The following is a 13760-nucleotide window of genomic DNA, read 5'->3' as shown; positions in this document are numbered from 1 at the left end:
GCTTTGCCCCAACAGGAAGTGCAAGATCGACGGGGGGTGGCGGACTGTGTTGGGTGGCGGACTGTATTGCAGCCCTCGACAATGCTGTGTGACACACACTATAGTGTGTGTCATGGTCAGCGATGACGTCCTGCGGACACACCTTCAGGAGCTACGCCGGGGCACGGTCGTGGTGGCCAGCCTGATCGCCCTGCGCCGGCCCGACTACGGCTACGCGCTGCTGCAACGGCTCACCGGGCACGGCTTCCCGGTCGACGCCAACACCCTCTACCCCCTGCTGCGCCGGCTGGAGGAGCAGGGGCTCCTGACCAGCGAGTGGAACACCGAAGAGAGCCGACCGCGCAAGTTCTACCGGACCAGCCCCGACGGCGAAGCCATGCTCGACCGACTCCTCGCCGACCTGACCGCCGTCCAGACCTCCATGACCGCCCTGCTCGAAGGAGTCGACCGATGACCACCCTGGCCGACCGCTACGTCGCCGCCACCCTGCGCTCGGTGCCCGCCCCCCGCCGCGAGGAGATCGCCACCGAGCTGCGCGCCTCGATCCAGGACATGATCGAGGGCCGCACGGACGGCGGGGAGGAGACCGCCGCCGCCGAGCGCGAGGTGCTCACCGAGCTGGGCGACCCGGCGCAGCTCGCCGCCCGCTACGCCGACCGCCGTCTGCAACTCATCGGCCCGAGGTACTACCTGGCCTGGGAGCGGCTGCTGAAGCTGCTGCTCTCCTTCATCCCGGCGATGGTCGGCCTCGTGGTCGGCCTCGTGGCGGCGACCGACGGGAAGAGCGTCGGCGCCGCCGTCGGCGCCGGCTTCGCCAGCGCCTTCGAGGTCGCGGTCCAGATCGCGTTCTGGGTCACCCTGGTCTTCGCGGTGTTGGAGCGGACCAACACCCCCCTGCACCTGCCCGACTGGAGCGTCGACCAACTCCCGGAGGCCCCGGTCGAACGGCAGATCACGCTCACCGACACGGCCGCGGCGATCGGCTTCCTGGCGCTCTTCATCGCCTACCTGCCGCTGCAGCACTTCCGGTCGTTCGTCCCCGCCGACGGTGCCGGCAACCTGCCGGTCCTCGACCCGGCGCTGTGGAGCTTCTGGCTGCCGTTCCTGATCGCCGTGCTGGTCGCCTCCGTGGGGCTGGAGTTCGCCAAGTACCGGGCCGGACGCTTCACCTGGCCGCTGGTCGCGGTGAACGCGGTGCTCAACCTGGCGTTCGCGGTGCCGGTGGTCTGGCTGATGTCGGCCGACCGGCTGCTGAACCCCGACCTCGTGGCCCGCTTCGAGTGGCTCCGGGAGGGCCACAACCTGAAGACCGTCACCACCGTGGTGGTGGTCACCACGATCCTGGTCGTGCTCTGGGACACCGTCGACAGCGTGATCAAGGCACGCCGGGCCGCGCGCTGACCGCCGGCGCCGGGCGAGGGCGGGAGGCAGATCCCGTCCTCGCCGACGGTCCGCCGAAGGGAGAATGGGCAGGTCTGGACACGTGAACGTACGATCACGAACGGCAGGACCGACGCGTACCGAGGGAGCGGCCGTGGAACTGATCATCGGTTTGGTGTGTCTGGCGTTGATCGTCGTGGCGGTCCTCGGCTTCGGCGTCTCGATCTACAACGGGCTGGTCCGGGCCCGCAACGCGTACCGCAACGCGTTCGCCCAGATCGACGTGCAGCTCGTCCGCCGGCACGACCTCATTCCCAACCTGGTCCAGACCGCCAAGGGCTACCTCAAGCACGAGCGGGAGACGCTGGAGGCGGTGATCACCGCCCGCAACGCCGCCGTCAACGCGCAGGCCACGGCCGCGGCAGCCCCCGGTGACCCGGCCGCGATGCAGCAGCTCAGCGGCGCGGAGAACGCGCTCACCGCCACCCTGGGCCGGCTCTTCGCGCTCTCCGAGGCCTACCCCGACCTGAAGGCCAACCAGAACATGATGCAGCTCTCGGAGGAGCTGACCTCGACCGAGAACCGGGTCGCCTTCGCCCGGCAGGCGTACAACGACGCGGTGATGGCCTACAACAACAAGCGCGAGGTCTTTCCCTCCAGCATCCTCGCGGGGATGTTCTCGTTCGGGCCGGCCGCGCTGTTCCAGCCGGACGACCCGCAGCAGCGCCAGGCACCGCAGGTCTCCTTCTAGAGGCTCGACGACCGATGAACTTCTTCGAACGGCAGCGCCAGGTCCGCCGGCTGTCGACCCGGTTGGTGCTGCTGTTCGTGCTGGCCGTGATCGGCATCGTGGTGGTGGTGAACGTCGCCGCGGTGTTCGCCTTCAACGCCACCGCCGGCCCGCCGGGACAACTGATCGGGCTGATCGCCGTGGTCAGCGTAGTCACGGTCGCGGCGATCGGGCTGGCCGCGCTGGTGCGTACCGTCACGTTGCGCGGCGGCGGCGGGCAGGTGGCGCGCGAGCTGGGCGGGGTGCCGGTGCCGGCGGACACCACCGACCCGGAGCTGCGCCGGCTGCGCAACGTGGTCGAGGAGATGGCGCTGGCCTCCGGCGTACCCGTCCCCGAGGTCTACGTCCTGCCGAACGAGTCGTCGATCAACGCCTTCGCCGCCGGGTGGGGGCCCGCCGACGCGGCCGTGGCGGTCACCCGGGGCGCGCTGCAACGGCTCAACCGCGACGAACTCCAGGGGGTCATCGCCCACGAGTTCGCCCATGTCGTCAACGGGGACATGCGGCTCAACATCCGGCTGATGGGCCTGCTGTTCGGCATCCTCTTCCTGACCGTGATCGGCCGTGGCCTGGCCCGCGCCGGCATCATCGGCGGCGGCGGTCGGCAGCGCAACAACAGCGGCGGCGCCAACCCGTTGGCGCTGGTAGGGCTGGCGCTGCTGGTGGCCGGCTACGTCGGGGTCGTCGCCGGACGGCTCATCCAGGCCTCGGTGTCCCGGCAACGGGAGTACCTCGCCGACGCCTCGGCCGTGCAGTACACCCGGCAGACGCGGGGCATCGCCGGGGCGCTGAAGAAGATCGGCGGGCTGACCGACGGCTCCGAGCTGAAGTCGCCGAAACGCGACGAGGTCGGGCACATGCTCTTCGGCGAGGCGGCCCGGGCCTCCTGGTTCGCCACCCATCCCCCGCTGGCCGCCCGGATCAGGGCGCTGGAGCCGTCGTTCGACCCGGCCGAGCTGCAACGGCTTTCGCGGCAGTGGGCGGCGGCCCCGCCCTCGGGCCGGCAGGAGGACATCGCGCTCGGCCTGGCCCCGACCGGTCAGGGCGCGGCGGGTCAGGGCGCCCCAGGCCACCAGGGCGGCGCGGCGGGTCAGGCGCGGCAGGCCGCGCCGGGGCTGCCCGAGCAGGATGCGCGGGTACGCGTCGCGCCAGCCGAGGTGCTGGGCCGGGTCGCCGCCCCCACCGAGACCGCCTACACGCACGCCGCCGCGATCCTCGACCGGATCCCGGAGCCGCTGCTCGGCCAGGCCCGTAACCGGGAGGCGGCCGTACCGCTCCTGCTCGGCCTGCTGCTCAGCGCCGAGCCGGAGGTCCGGCAGCACCAGTACGCCGCACTGGCCCAGCAGCACGGCCGTGACCTGGCCGACGGCGCCCTGCGCGCGGCGGACACCCTGGCCGGGCTGCACCCGTCGCTGCGGCTGCCGCTGGCCGAGCTGACCTTCCCGGCGCTGCGCGACCGACCGGGTCCACAGCTGGAGGCGCTGCTCGCCGTCGTGTTCACGCTGATCCACGCCGACGGTGCGATCGACGTGACCGAGTACTGCCTGTCCCGGCTGCTGCTGGCCGAGATCCAGGAGTCGCTGCGGCCGGACTCGCGCTGGCGCACCGACCGGCGCACCCTCACCGACGCCCGTTCGGCGGCGGCTGCCCTGCTGGCGCTCCTCGCCCAGGTCGGGCACCCCGAGCAGGCCGAGGCCGAACGGGCCTTCCAGGCCGGCGTCGCCGCCCTGATGCCCGGGACCACCCTGCCGTACGCGCCGCCGGAGAACGGCGTGCTCGCCCTGGAGACCGCCTGGCCGGTGCTGGACGGGTTGCGACCGGGCGACAAGGAGCGGCTGGTCGCGGCAGTGGTGGCGGTGATCAGCCACGACGGGATGATGACGGTGCCCGAGGTCGAGCTGTTGCGCACGATCTGTGGCCTGCTGCACTGCCCGCTGCCGCCGATGGCCGGCCACGGCCTCGGCTGAGCATTCCCGGCGGCCCCGGTAGCCACGCTCGGTAGCGTCGGGTGGCATCCTGGCCAGGGTGAGCACCGAGACAGGGGACGACTGGCGGCGGCCCGGCCCCACTGGCGAGCAGCAGCGGCTGGACCTCTACGCCGGGCTGGCCGCGACGGCCCTGGCCCTGCTCAGCCTCACGCTGGCCCGCAGCACCGGAGCGTTCCTGCTCGGGCCACCGCCGTCCGGCCTCGAACAGCTCCTCTGGACCGTCGCGGTGCCCCTGCCGCTGATCTGGCGACGGCGCTTCCCGGCCGCCACCGCGCTGGTCGTGTCGGCCGCGTTCATCGGTTCGCAGATCCGCGCCGTCCCCGAGTGGCAGCTCTCCGGGTGGGCGCTGTTCGCCGCCATCTACACCCTCGGCGCCTGGGGGCGGGACCACCGGCTGTCCCGGCGGCTGCGGATCGGCATCATCGCCGCGATGTTCGGCTGGCTCACGATCGCCTACGCGATCAACTACGACGTCCTCACCGAGGGGACCTTCGCGGGGGCGCTCGGGCCGGTGCCGCCGGTGCTCGCCACGGTCGTCACCGGTCTCCTGGTCAACGGGCTGTACTTCGCGTTCGCGTACTTCTTCGGGGAGACCGCCTGGGTCGCCGCCCGCCGGCAGCACGAGCTGGCCGAGCAGGCGGAGCGGCTGCGCCGCTCGCAGGCCGAGATGCGGGAGCACGCCGTGGTCGGTGAGCGGGTCCGGATCGCCCGCGAGCTGCACGACGTGGTCGCCCACCACGTGTCGGTGATGGGGGTGCAGGCGTCGGCCTGCCGCCGGGTCTTCGACAAGGACCCGGCGAAGGCCCGGACCGCGCTGACCGCGATCGAGGAGTCCGCCCGCACGGCCGTGGACGAGCTGCGCCGTATGCTCGGCGTGCTACGCGCCCGCGACGGCGACGGCGAGGGTGCCGGGCAGCCCGCCGGGGTCGACCAGATCGCCGCCGTGGTGGACCGGGCGCGCGAGGCCGGCCTGCGGGCGACCCTCGGGGTGTACGGCGAGCCGAGGCCGCTGCCCGGGTCGCTCTCCCAGGCCGCGTACCGGGTGGTGCAGGAGGCGGTGACGAACGTGCTCAAGCACGCCACCGGCGCGAGCATGCTCGACGTGCGGATCCGTTATCTGGCACAGGAGGTGGAGGTCGAGGTGACCGACGACGGCCGGGTCACCCGCCCGGCGAACGCCGATGGGCTGGGCCTGATCGGGATGCGTGAGCGGGTCGGCACCCACGGCGGCGAACTCGAGGTCGGTCCGCGTAGCGGCGGTGGCTGGCGGGTGCGGGTCCGCTTCCCGCTGCCGGTCGCTGGCGGCGCGCCGCCCCACCCTGCCGGTCTGGGGAGTCCGGCATGAGCGCGGTCACCCCAGACGACGCCGGGCCCGAGGCGGGTCGGCCGATCCGGTTGCTGCTCGCCGACGACCAGCATCTGGTCCGCACCGGCTTCCGGGTCATCCTTGAGGTGGAGGACGACATCGAGGTGGTGGGCGAGGCCGCGGACGGCGAACGGGCGGTCGCCATGACCCGGGCGCTGCGCCCGGACGTGGTGCTGATGGACGTGGAGATGCCCGGGGTCGACGGCCTGGAGGCGACCCGGCGGATCAGCGCGGACGCCGACCAGCCGGGCGGTCCGGCGGTGCTGATCCTCACCACCTTCGACCGGGACGACTACCTGTTCGCCGCGCTGCGCGCCGGGGCCAGCGGCTTCCTGCTCAAGAACGGCACGCCGGAGGCGCTGGTCGAGGCGATCCGGGTGCTGGCCCGTGGCGACGGCCTGCTCGCCCCCGAACTCACCCGGCGGGTGATCGCCACCTTCGCCCGTCCGGGCGGCCCCGGCGTCGGTGCGACCACGCCGGAGGCGGCGCTGCGCGACCTCACGCCCCGGGAACGGGAGGTGCTGGTCCTTCTCGCCGGGGGTGCCAGCAACGCCGAGATCGCCGGCGCGCTGCACCTCGGCGAGGCGACCGTGAAGTCGCACGTCAGCCGGGTGCTGGCCAAGCTGGGCCTGCGCGACCGGGTGCAGGCGGTGGTCTTCGCGTACGAACACGGGGTGGTCCGTCCCGGCGGGTGAGCGACCTCCGTCGCGAGAGGGAGTCATGATCTCCGTCGGCGGGCGGACGGCAGCCGACCATCGACGGCCTAGCGTCTACGCCGTGACCAGTGTGCTCCGCCTCGACGGCGTCGACCGCAGCTTCGGCGACCGTCAGGTGCTCAAAGAGGTGTCCTTCGAGGTCGTCGCAGGCCGGATGACCGGCTTCGTCGGCGGCAACGGCGCCGGCAAGACCACCACCATGCGCATCATCCTCGGCGTGCTCGCCGCGGACGCGGGCGAGGTGACGTGGCAGGGCGCCCCGCTGAGCCGGGAGGCTCGGCGACGGTTCGGCTACATGCCCGAGGAGCGGGGCCTCTATCCCAAGATGAGCGTCCGCGAGCAGGTGACCTACCTGGGCCGGCTGCACGGGCTGACCGCCGAGGGCGCCCGCCGCGCCACCGACGCGCTGCTGGAGCGGGTCGGGCTCGGCGAGCGGGGCGACGACCTGCTCGAGACGCTGTCGCTGGGCAACCAGCAGCGGGCCCAGATCGCCGCCGCGCTGGTGCACGAGCCCGAGGTGCTGGTGCTCGACGAGCCCTTCTCCGGCCTGGACCCGCTGGCCGTGGACACGGTCGTCGCCGTGCTGCGCGAGCGGGCCGCCGCCGGGGCGCCGGTGCTCTTCTCCAGCCACCAACTGGACGTCGTCGAGCGGCTCTGCGACGACCTGGTGATCATCGCGGACGGCACGATCCGCGCCGCCGGCAGCCGGGAGGAGTTGCGCGCGGCGTACACCACGCCCCGGTTCGAGCTGGTGGTGGAGACCGACGCCGGCTGGCTGCGGGACCAGCCCGGGGTGAGCCTGGTCGACCTGGACGGCGCCCGCGCCGTCTTCGACCTCGCGCCCGGCGCGGACGAGCAGCCGGTGCTGCGGGCGGCGCTGGAGCGCGGCCCGGTGCGCGCGTTCCGTCCGGTCAGCCCGTCCCTCGCCGAGATCTTCCGAGAGGTCACCCAGTGAACACCTTCGAGGCCACCCGCCTGGTCGCCGCCCGGGAGATCCGGGTCAAGCTGCGCGACCGTACCTTCCTGATCAGCACGCTGATCTTCTTCCTGATCGCCGCGGCGGCGACCTTCCTACCGCCGCTGCTGGCCGGCGGACCGCCCACCGTGGCGGCGACCGAGGCGGCGGCCGGACCGCTGCACGCGGCGGGGCTTCAGGTGCGTACGGTCGCCGATGACGCCGCCGCCGAGCAGGCGGTCCGCGACGGGGACGTGGACGCCGCGGTCGTCGCCGGCCCGGCCGTGCTCGCCATGAAGGAGGCCCCCGGCGAGGTGGTCTCCGCGCTGAGCAGTGAACCTCCGGTCCGGCTGCTGGATCCCGACGCGGTGGATCCGACGCTGGCCTTCATCGTGCCGTTCGCCTTCGCCTTCGTCTTCTTCATCACCTCGCAGACCTTCGGCGTGCAGATCGCGCAGAGCATCATCGAGGAGAAGCAGACCCGGATCGTGGAGATCCTCGTCGCCGCGGTGCCGGTCCGGGCGCTGCTGGCCGGCAAGATGCTCGCCGGCACGCTCCTGGCGCTCGGTCAGATCGGGCTGGTAGCCCTGGTCGCGCTGGCCGGCGTGGCGTCCGGCGGCGACAGCGGGCTGCTTTCGCTGCTCGCCCCGGCGATCGGCTGGTTCATCCCGTTCTTCCTGCTCGGCTTCGTGCTGATCGCGGCGATGTGGGCGGCGGCCGGCGCCCTGGTCAACCGGCTGGAGGACATCGGCGGCGTGTCGATGCCGGTGCAGCTCGCGGTGATGCTGCCGTTCTTTGCGGTGATCTTCCTCAACGACAACGCCGTTGGCATGCGGGTGCTGTCCTACCTGCCGTTCTCGGCACCGACGGCGATGCCGCTGCGGCTGTTCACCGGGGACGCGGCCGGCTGGGAGCCGTTCGTGTCGCTGGCCCTGCTGCTGGTGGCGTCGGTCGGGTTCCTGCTCGCCGGGGCCCGGGTGTACGAGGGGTCGCTGCTGCGCACCAACGGCCGCACCTCGCTGCGCACCGCCTGGCGCGGCTGACGGTGAGCTGACCCTTTGCTTGATCGTCTGCACTTCAGTGCCTCGACACGCCGCTGTCCTGGTCACTGAAGTGCAGACGATCACAGGTGCGGCGGGATCGCTGCCCAGTTGGCGGGCAGACGCGGGACGATCCAGGTCGGCTCGGGCTGCCAGGCCGCCCAGCATTCGTCCCACCAGCGCTCACCCGCGTCCAGCAGCGCGGCGATCCGGTCGCCCTCGGCCCGGATCGCCTCGCCCATCCCCGGGTAGCGCCCCTCCACCAGCCGCTGGGCGAAAATCTCCACATCCTTGAAGACGTACCGGTCGGCGTCCGCCACCCACCACAGGTCAAGCTCATGGTCGAGGGTGTCCACCCCGATGGGCGTACGCCGGAACGGGTCCTGGAGGTTGAAGTACCAGCCGGCGAAGCTCCGGGCCGGGCCGGACCAGAACACGTCTACCGAGTGCGCCTCCCCGGGACGCTGCAACATCAGCTTGCCGTGCCCCGTCCAGGCGGTATGGCCGGCGACCTGCCACGGGTGCCGGCCGCACGGGAAGCTCCCGGTGTCGGGAAAGCCGAACTCGGCTCCCGGCGGCAGGTAGAGCGCGAGCAGATCAGGCGAATCCTCGACGCAGATCGTCGGGCAGCCGAACCACACCTCGCCACGCAGGATCTCCCGCCGGACCACCACGTCACCCGGCGCGAAGCGATTTTCGGCTGCTCCCGGGGTCACTCGCCCGCCAACTCCGGCCGATGCACCTTGATCCACGCCTCCACATCCGACTTCCGCCAGATTTGGCCCATGATCAGCACTTGGTAAGGGGCCGGGAAATCGCGTCGAGACGCAATCACGGATGCGCGGGCGCGGCTGACTCCGCCCAGCATCTGCCGGATCTCAGCGATCCCCACGAACTCGCCCACATGTTGACGGTAGGCACCGGCGGTCGCAGCTCGACCGCTAACACTGATCAGGGTTGACGGTCGGCAACAGCGGGTGCAGGATGAGTAGGTGACCCTGCCGAACATTCCGCTGGGCCGTGAGCCGCTCAGCCGACTCCACCCGGTGCACCAGCACCTGCCGGAGCGGCCCGGCTGGCGGTGCCGGGCGTGTGGCGCTGCCTGGCCGTGCCCGATGGCCCGGATGCTGCTGCGGGCCGAGTACGGCCCCGATCGGGTCGGTCTCTCGGTCTACCTGGCCGGAGTCCTCTTCGACGCCACCGAGGACCTGATGCGCGAGACCCCACCACCCACCCCGGGCGAACTGTTCGAGCGCTTCCTGGCCTGGAACGCCCCGGGCGCTCCCCCGGTCACCGTGAACCCATCGACGTGAGGAGCAAAACCATGGACGTACGCGAAGCGGTCCGGCGGTGGACGGAGGCCTGGTCCCGCGGCTGGCCCGCCAAGGATGTGAAGAGCATCGTCAACCTGTACGCGGAGCAGGGCGACCACTGGGCGTCGATGTTCCACCGGTGCCGAGGGCGGGCCGGGCTACGCGCCTACGTCATGGAGTGCTTCGAGGAGGAGACCTGTCCGGCCGAGGTCTGGTTCGCCGAACCACAGGTCGACGGTGACCTGGCGACGGTCGAGTACTGGGCGGTGACCTACCCGTACGGCAGGCCGCTCACGACGTCCGGCTGCACCGTGCTGCGCTTCGACGCCACCGGCCTGGTCACCGAGTCCCGCGACTACTCCCACACCCAGGAGGGCCACATCCCCCCACCCACCACCCTCTTCCCCCGGCCTCTGCGCAGATCTTGGACAGGTTCCGTTAGGAGCTAACGGAACCTGTCCAAGATCTGCGGCGACTCGGCTGGCTGGGGGCGGGTTCGTCGGACTGATCGAAGTGGAAACCTTCCGCGTCGGCCAGGTCCTGAAAGCAGAAGAACGCCTCCCGGACAAAGGGATGTCCGGGAGGCGTTTCAGCTACTGATCGTCAGCCGACGGCAGCCATGATCTCGTCGCTGACGTCGAAGTTGGCGTAGACGTTCTGCACGTCGTCGCAGTCCTCCAGGACGTCAATCAGCTTGAAGATCTTGCGGGCGCCCTCCTCGTCCAGCGGCACGTTGACGCTGGGAATGAGCGAGGACTCCGCCGACTCGTACTCGATGCCGGCGTCCTGCAACGAGGTGCGTACGGCGATCAGGTCACCCGGCTCGGAGACCACCTCGAACGCCTCGCCCAGGTCGTTGACCTCCTCGGCGCCCGCGTCCAGGACCGCCAGCATCACGTCGTCCTCGGTGGTGCCCGCCTTCGGCACGATCACCACGCCCTTGCGGGTGAACAGGTACGACACCGAGCCGGCGTCGGCGAACGAGCCGCCGTTGCGGGTCAGCGCGGTGCGCACCTCGGTGGCGGCGCGGTTGCGGTTGTCGGTCAGGCACTCGATCAGCAGCGCGACGCCGTTCGGGCCATACCCCTCATACATGATCGTCTGGTAGTCGGCGCCGCCGGCCTCCAGGCCGGAGCCGCGCTTGACCGCGCGGTCGATGTTGTCGTTGGGGACCGAGTTTTTCTTGGCCTTCTGGATGGCGTCGTAGAGCGTCGGGTTGCCGGCCGGGTCACCGCCGCCGGTCCGCGCCGCGACCTCCACGTTCTTGATCAGCTTGGCGAACATCTTGCCGCGCTTGGCGTCGATGACCGCCTTCTTGTGCTTGGTCGTCGCCCACTTTGAGTGGCCGGCCATCTGTTACCTCCGTTGCTACCCGCCGCCTGCATCGACCGCACCGTGCCCGCCCCGCTTCGCACCGGCGCACACGGTGGTGCCGGTCAGCTCTGGTGGAAGCCGTGGCGGCAGATGGCCCTGCCGAATCTCGGCAATCCTACCGAGGTGCGGCGGGTGACCGTCACCCGCCGCACACCACGCGCCACGCCAATCACCGCAGAACGACTCATAACGGACGAAGGCTATTCCCCCATGCCGTACGACCCCAGCACGGTGAACTCCGAGACGTCCCGCTGCTCACAGCGCTCCTCCAGGGCGGCCCGGTAGCTCCGGAACGACTCCAGTGTCGCCAGCGGTCCCGGTAGTTCCGGTCCCATCGCCACGTCGACGAAGCTGTGCCCGTCGTCGAGCCGCAGCGTCAGGTAGCGGAACCCGGGCGGTCCGAGCCGGGCCAGTTCCTCGTGCACCGCACCGAGCAGGGAGAGGTGCTCGTCGAGCCGGTCCGGGCGGACCCGGTACCTGATCAGGATCGTCTCCATGCTCATGCCACCGCAACCAGGTCGCGGGCGGCGTCGAGGAGGTCGGTGAGCAGCGCCGTCACCGCCGCGGCCCGGTCCTCCCCGGGCGCGATCCGCGCCGCGGCCGTCGGGTCGGACAGGTCCTCGCCCGGCCACTCGAAGTCGACGAAGAGCCCCAGCTCGACGTGATCGTCCACGACCCTCGCCCCCACCTCGGTGAGGATGTCCCGCAGGTGTCCGGCCGCCCGACCGCCACCGTCTGCGCCGTAACTGAGCAGTCCGGCGGGCTTGCCGCGCCACTCGGCGTCCAGGTAGTCGATGCCGTTCTTGAGGACGGCGGGGATCGAGTGGTTGTACTCCGGCGTGACGAAGACGAAGGCGTCGCACGCCGCCATCGCCGCCGACCAGCGGCGGGTGTGCTCGTGCCGGTAGTCGCCGAACCGTGCCGGGACCGGTTCGTCGAGCAGCGGCAGGCGGTGCTCCGCGAGGTCGATCAGCTCGATCGTCACCTCACCGGCCCGTACCGCCGGGTGCTGGGCCAGCACCTCGGTCACCCAGCCGGCCACCGCCGGCCCCCGTCGGCCCGGACGGCTGCTGCCCACGATCACGCCGACGACGAAAGGTTGTTGCTGTCTCATGACTCCACCTCACCGGCGGGCCGGTGTTCCGGGAAGGCCGGCCGGAGGGTAGCCCTGGCGGGGCCACCCTTGCCGGCGACGGTCGCGGCAGACTGGGAGGCATGCTGGACGGAGAGTTGGGCGTGTTCCTGCGCAGCCGGCGAGAGGCCGTGCGCCCCGAGCAGGTGGGGCTGCCCGTCGGCCCCCGACGTCGTACGCCGGGGTTACGCCGGGCGGAGGTCGCGACGCTGGCGCAGGTCAGCGTGGAGTACCTGACCCGGCTCGAACAGGGCCGCGACAATCGTCCCTCACCGGAGATCCTCGCCGCGCTGGCCAACGCGCTGCGCCTCGATGAGGCCGACCGGCGGCACCTGCAACAACTGGCGTCGGTCGAGAACCACCGGCAGTTGTGCACGGGACGACGTCCGGCGGTCTCGCGTACCGTCCGCCCTGAGATCCGCAGTCTTCTGGACGCGCTGCGGGACCGGCCCGCGTACCTGCTCAACCGGGTCGGTGACGTGCTGGCCTGGAACGATCCGTTCGACCGGCTGGCCCGCGCGCTCGGGCTGCTCGACGGCGACCGCCCCAATCTGGTGTGGTTCGTCTTCGCCGACGAACGCGCCCGGGAGCACTTTCCCGACTGGGCGGAGCTGGCCGACCAGCAGGTCGCCGAACTGCACCGGCTGCGCCAGGGTGACCCGGCCACGGATGCCTTCGCCGAACGGCTCGGCCGCGCCGTGGGGGCAGCCTTCACCTCGCGGTGGCAGCGCTGCCCGGTCGCGGCCCAACCCAGCGCCGTGCGCCGGTTGCGGCATCCGGAGGTCGGCCTGCTGCGCCTGGCGTACGAGACCCTGGAACTCCCCGACGATCAGCAGCGACTGGTCGTACACCTGCCTGCCGATGCCCCCACCACAGCGGCCCTGGCCCGCCTCCTGATCCCCCGCCCCCGCACCCTCCACCCGCTCGCCAGCTGACCGACCCGCACCCGCCCGGTCCCCGCCCCAGCCCGTTGATCATGAGGTTGACGGCAGCGTTGATCTCCAAAACGCCGTCAACCTCATGATCAACGAGCGTGGCGGACCAGGTTCACGAAGTACGCGTGCAGGCGTCGGTCGTGGGTGAGTTCTGGGTGGAAGGAGGTGGCCAGGAGGTTGTTCTGGCGTACGGCGACGATGCGGCCGGCGGCCGGACCCTCGGTGACCGTGCCCAGCACCTCGACGTCGGGGCCGACGCGCTCGACCCAGGGGGCGCGGATGAAGACGGCGTGCAGTGGCCCGCCGTCGATCCCGTTGATCTCCACCGGTGCCTCGAACGAGTCGACCTGCCGGCCGAACGCGTTGCGCCGTACGGTCATCGCGATGCCGTCGAAGCCACGCTGGTCCGGCCGGCCGTCGAGGACCTCGGCGGCGAGCATGATCATGCCGGCGCAGGAGCCGTAGACCGGCATGCCGGCGGCGATCCGCTTGTCGATCGGTTCGCGTAGCTCGAAGAGTTCGACCATCTTGCTGATCGTGGTGGACTCCCCGCCCGGGATGACCAGGCCGTCGACCGCGTCCAGTTCCGCCGGCCGGCGCACCGGGCGGGCCTGCGCGCCCACTGCGGCCAGCGCGGCGAGATGTTCGCGGACGTCGCCCTGCAGGGCGAGCACACCGATCACCGGTGCTGTCACGTGCGTTCCTTCCGCCGAGCGGAGCGCGTCACCCATCGCTCACCGCGTCGCCACACCGGCTTGCCGGGTGTTAATA

At 71.5% G+C, this 13760-nt stretch carries 17 protein-coding genes; 11 read left to right on the top strand and 6 right to left on the bottom strand.

Features of this window, described 5'->3' with window-relative positions:
* Positions 1 to 112 precede the first annotated feature (112 nt).
* The 8 genes from IEY61_RS13705 to IEY61_RS13670 all read left to right on the top strand — a co-directional run bounded on the left by IEY61_RS13705 (position 113) and on the right by IEY61_RS13670 (position 8238).
* Positions 113 to 454: a PadR family transcriptional regulator gene (locus IEY61_RS13705; RefSeq protein ID WP_189044177.1), complete on the top strand. Its 342-nt coding sequence runs from the start codon at positions 113 to 115 to the stop codon at positions 452 to 454.
* The gene (locus IEY61_RS13700) at positions 451 to 1401 is read left to right on the top strand and encodes a permease prefix domain 1-containing protein (protein ID WP_189044175.1); all 951 of its coding nucleotides are present in this window, start codon (positions 451 to 453) and stop codon (positions 1399 to 1401) included. Before IEY61_RS13705 ends, IEY61_RS13700 begins: the two co-directional genes overlap by 4 nt.
* 133 nt (positions 1402 to 1534) lie before the next feature.
* Complete coding sequence (locus IEY61_RS13695) at positions 1535 to 2131, top strand: LemA family protein (RefSeq protein ID WP_229705883.1); 597 nt, start codon at positions 1535 to 1537, stop codon at positions 2129 to 2131.
* A 14-nt stretch (positions 2132 to 2145) separates the two neighbouring features.
* Complete coding sequence (locus IEY61_RS13690) at positions 2146 to 4137, top strand: M48 family metallopeptidase (RefSeq protein WP_189044173.1); 1992 nt, start codon at positions 2146 to 2148, stop codon at positions 4135 to 4137.
* A 58-nt stretch (positions 4138 to 4195) separates the two neighbouring features.
* The gene (locus IEY61_RS13685) at positions 4196 to 5503 is read left to right on the top strand and encodes a sensor histidine kinase (protein WP_189044171.1); all 1308 of its coding nucleotides are present in this window, start codon (positions 4196 to 4198) and stop codon (positions 5501 to 5503) included.
* Entirely contained in the window at positions 5500 to 6219 is a 720-nt protein-coding gene (locus tag IEY61_RS13680; protein WP_189044169.1) for a response regulator, read from the top strand. The genes IEY61_RS13685 and IEY61_RS13680 overlap by 4 nt, the downstream gene beginning before the upstream one ends.
* Before the next feature lie 82 nt (positions 6220 to 6301).
* Entirely contained in the window at positions 6302 to 7195 is an 894-nt protein-coding gene (locus IEY61_RS13675) for an ABC transporter ATP-binding protein (protein WP_189044167.1), read from the top strand.
* Positions 7192 to 8238: an ABC transporter permease gene (locus IEY61_RS13670; protein ID WP_189044165.1), complete on the top strand. Its 1047-nt coding sequence runs from the start codon at positions 7192 to 7194 to the stop codon at positions 8236 to 8238. Before IEY61_RS13675 ends, IEY61_RS13670 begins: the two co-directional genes overlap by 4 nt.
* 80 nt (positions 8239 to 8318) lie before the next feature.
* On the opposite strand, the gene IEY61_RS13665 is transcribed toward IEY61_RS13670, so the two are convergent.
* Together IEY61_RS13665 and IEY61_RS13660 are read right to left on the bottom strand one after the other, a co-directional pair.
* Positions 8319 to 8951, bottom strand: a complete 633-nt coding sequence (locus IEY61_RS13665) for a ribonuclease FAU-1 family protein (RefSeq protein WP_229705882.1) — start codon at positions 8949 to 8951, stop codon at positions 8319 to 8321.
* Positions 8948 to 9139, bottom strand: coding sequence for a hypothetical protein (locus IEY61_RS13660; protein WP_373293152.1), 192 nt, complete (start codon positions 9137 to 9139; stop codon positions 8948 to 8950). Before IEY61_RS13660 ends, IEY61_RS13665 begins: the two co-directional genes overlap by 4 nt.
* A gap of 88 nt (positions 9140 to 9227) precedes the next feature.
* Between IEY61_RS13660 and IEY61_RS13655 the strand changes: the two genes are divergently transcribed.
* Both IEY61_RS13655 and IEY61_RS13650 read left to right on the top strand, forming a co-directional pair.
* Positions 9228 to 9548, top strand: coding sequence for a hypothetical protein (locus tag IEY61_RS13655; RefSeq protein WP_229705881.1), 321 nt, complete (start codon positions 9228 to 9230; stop codon positions 9546 to 9548).
* Between the two features lie 11 nt (positions 9549 to 9559).
* Positions 9560 to 9997, top strand: coding sequence for a nuclear transport factor 2 family protein (locus IEY61_RS13650; protein ID WP_189044163.1), 438 nt, complete (start codon positions 9560 to 9562; stop codon positions 9995 to 9997).
* A gap of 154 nt (positions 9998 to 10151) precedes the next feature.
* Here the strand turns inward: IEY61_RS13650 and IEY61_RS13645 are convergent, their stop codons facing one another.
* The 3 genes from IEY61_RS13645 to IEY61_RS13635 all read right to left on the bottom strand — a co-directional run bounded on the left by IEY61_RS13645 (position 10152) and on the right by IEY61_RS13635 (position 12036).
* Positions 10152 to 10901 (bottom strand): YebC/PmpR family DNA-binding transcriptional regulator, encoded by a 750-nt coding sequence (locus tag IEY61_RS13645; RefSeq protein WP_189044161.1) that lies wholly within the window; start codon positions 10899 to 10901, stop codon positions 10152 to 10154.
* Between the two features lie 221 nt (positions 10902 to 11122).
* The gene (locus IEY61_RS13640; RefSeq protein WP_189044159.1) at positions 11123 to 11425 is read right to left on the bottom strand and encodes a hypothetical protein; all 303 of its coding nucleotides are present in this window, start codon (positions 11423 to 11425) and stop codon (positions 11123 to 11125) included.
* Positions 11422 to 12036, bottom strand: coding sequence for an NADPH-dependent FMN reductase (locus IEY61_RS13635; RefSeq protein WP_189044157.1), 615 nt, complete (start codon positions 12034 to 12036; stop codon positions 11422 to 11424). The genes IEY61_RS13640 and IEY61_RS13635 overlap by 4 nt, the downstream gene beginning before the upstream one ends.
* 101 nt (positions 12037 to 12137) lie before the next feature.
* On the opposite strand from IEY61_RS13635, the gene IEY61_RS13630 reads away from it, so the two are divergent.
* The gene (locus IEY61_RS13630) at positions 12138 to 12989 is read left to right on the top strand and encodes a helix-turn-helix transcriptional regulator (protein ID WP_189044155.1); all 852 of its coding nucleotides are present in this window, start codon (positions 12138 to 12140) and stop codon (positions 12987 to 12989) included.
* Between the two features lie 89 nt (positions 12990 to 13078).
* On the opposite strand, the gene pdxT is transcribed toward IEY61_RS13630, so the two are convergent.
* A complete protein-coding gene (gene pdxT, locus IEY61_RS13625) occupies positions 13079 to 13684 on the bottom strand; it encodes a pyridoxal 5'-phosphate synthase glutaminase subunit PdxT (RefSeq protein ID WP_189044153.1) in 606 nt (201 codons plus the stop codon).
* Positions 13685 to 13760: the final 76 nt, after the last annotated feature.

This window comes from Micromonospora sonchi (assembly GCF_014646235.1).
Lineage (GTDB): Bacteria > Actinomycetota > Actinomycetes > Mycobacteriales > Micromonosporaceae > Micromonospora > Micromonospora sonchi.
Note: the sequence above shows the minus strand (reverse complement) of the source record. Positions and strands in the feature narration are given on the sequence as shown.

Coding starts and splice junctions, on each gene's coding strand:
- IEY61_RS13705 (WP_189044177.1), top strand. CDS start 113: ATGGTCAGCGATGACGTCCTGCGGACACACCTTCAGGAGCTACGCCGG.
- IEY61_RS13700 (WP_189044175.1), top strand. CDS start 451: ATGACCACCCTGGCCGACCGCTACGTCGCCGCCACCCTGCGCTCGGTG.
- IEY61_RS13690 (WP_189044173.1), top strand. CDS start 2,146: ATGAACTTCTTCGAACGGCAGCGCCAGGTCCGCCGGCTGTCGACCCGG.
- IEY61_RS13680 (WP_189044169.1), top strand. CDS start 5,500: ATGAGCGCGGTCACCCCAGACGACGCCGGGCCCGAGGCGGGTCGGCCG.
- IEY61_RS13650 (WP_189044163.1), top strand. CDS start 9,560: ATGGACGTACGCGAAGCGGTCCGGCGGTGGACGGAGGCCTGGTCCCGC.
- IEY61_RS13645 (WP_189044161.1), bottom strand. CDS start 10,901: ATGGCCGGCCACTCAAAGTGGGCGACGACCAAGCACAAGAAGGCGGTC.
- IEY61_RS13640 (WP_189044159.1), bottom strand. CDS start 11,425: ATGAGCATGGAGACGATCCTGATCAGGTACCGGGTCCGCCCGGACCGG.
- IEY61_RS13635 (WP_189044157.1), bottom strand. CDS start 12,036: ATGAGACAGCAACAACCTTTCGTCGTCGGCGTGATCGTGGGCAGCAGC.
- IEY61_RS13630 (WP_189044155.1), top strand. CDS start 12,138: ATGCTGGACGGAGAGTTGGGCGTGTTCCTGCGCAGCCGGCGAGAGGCC.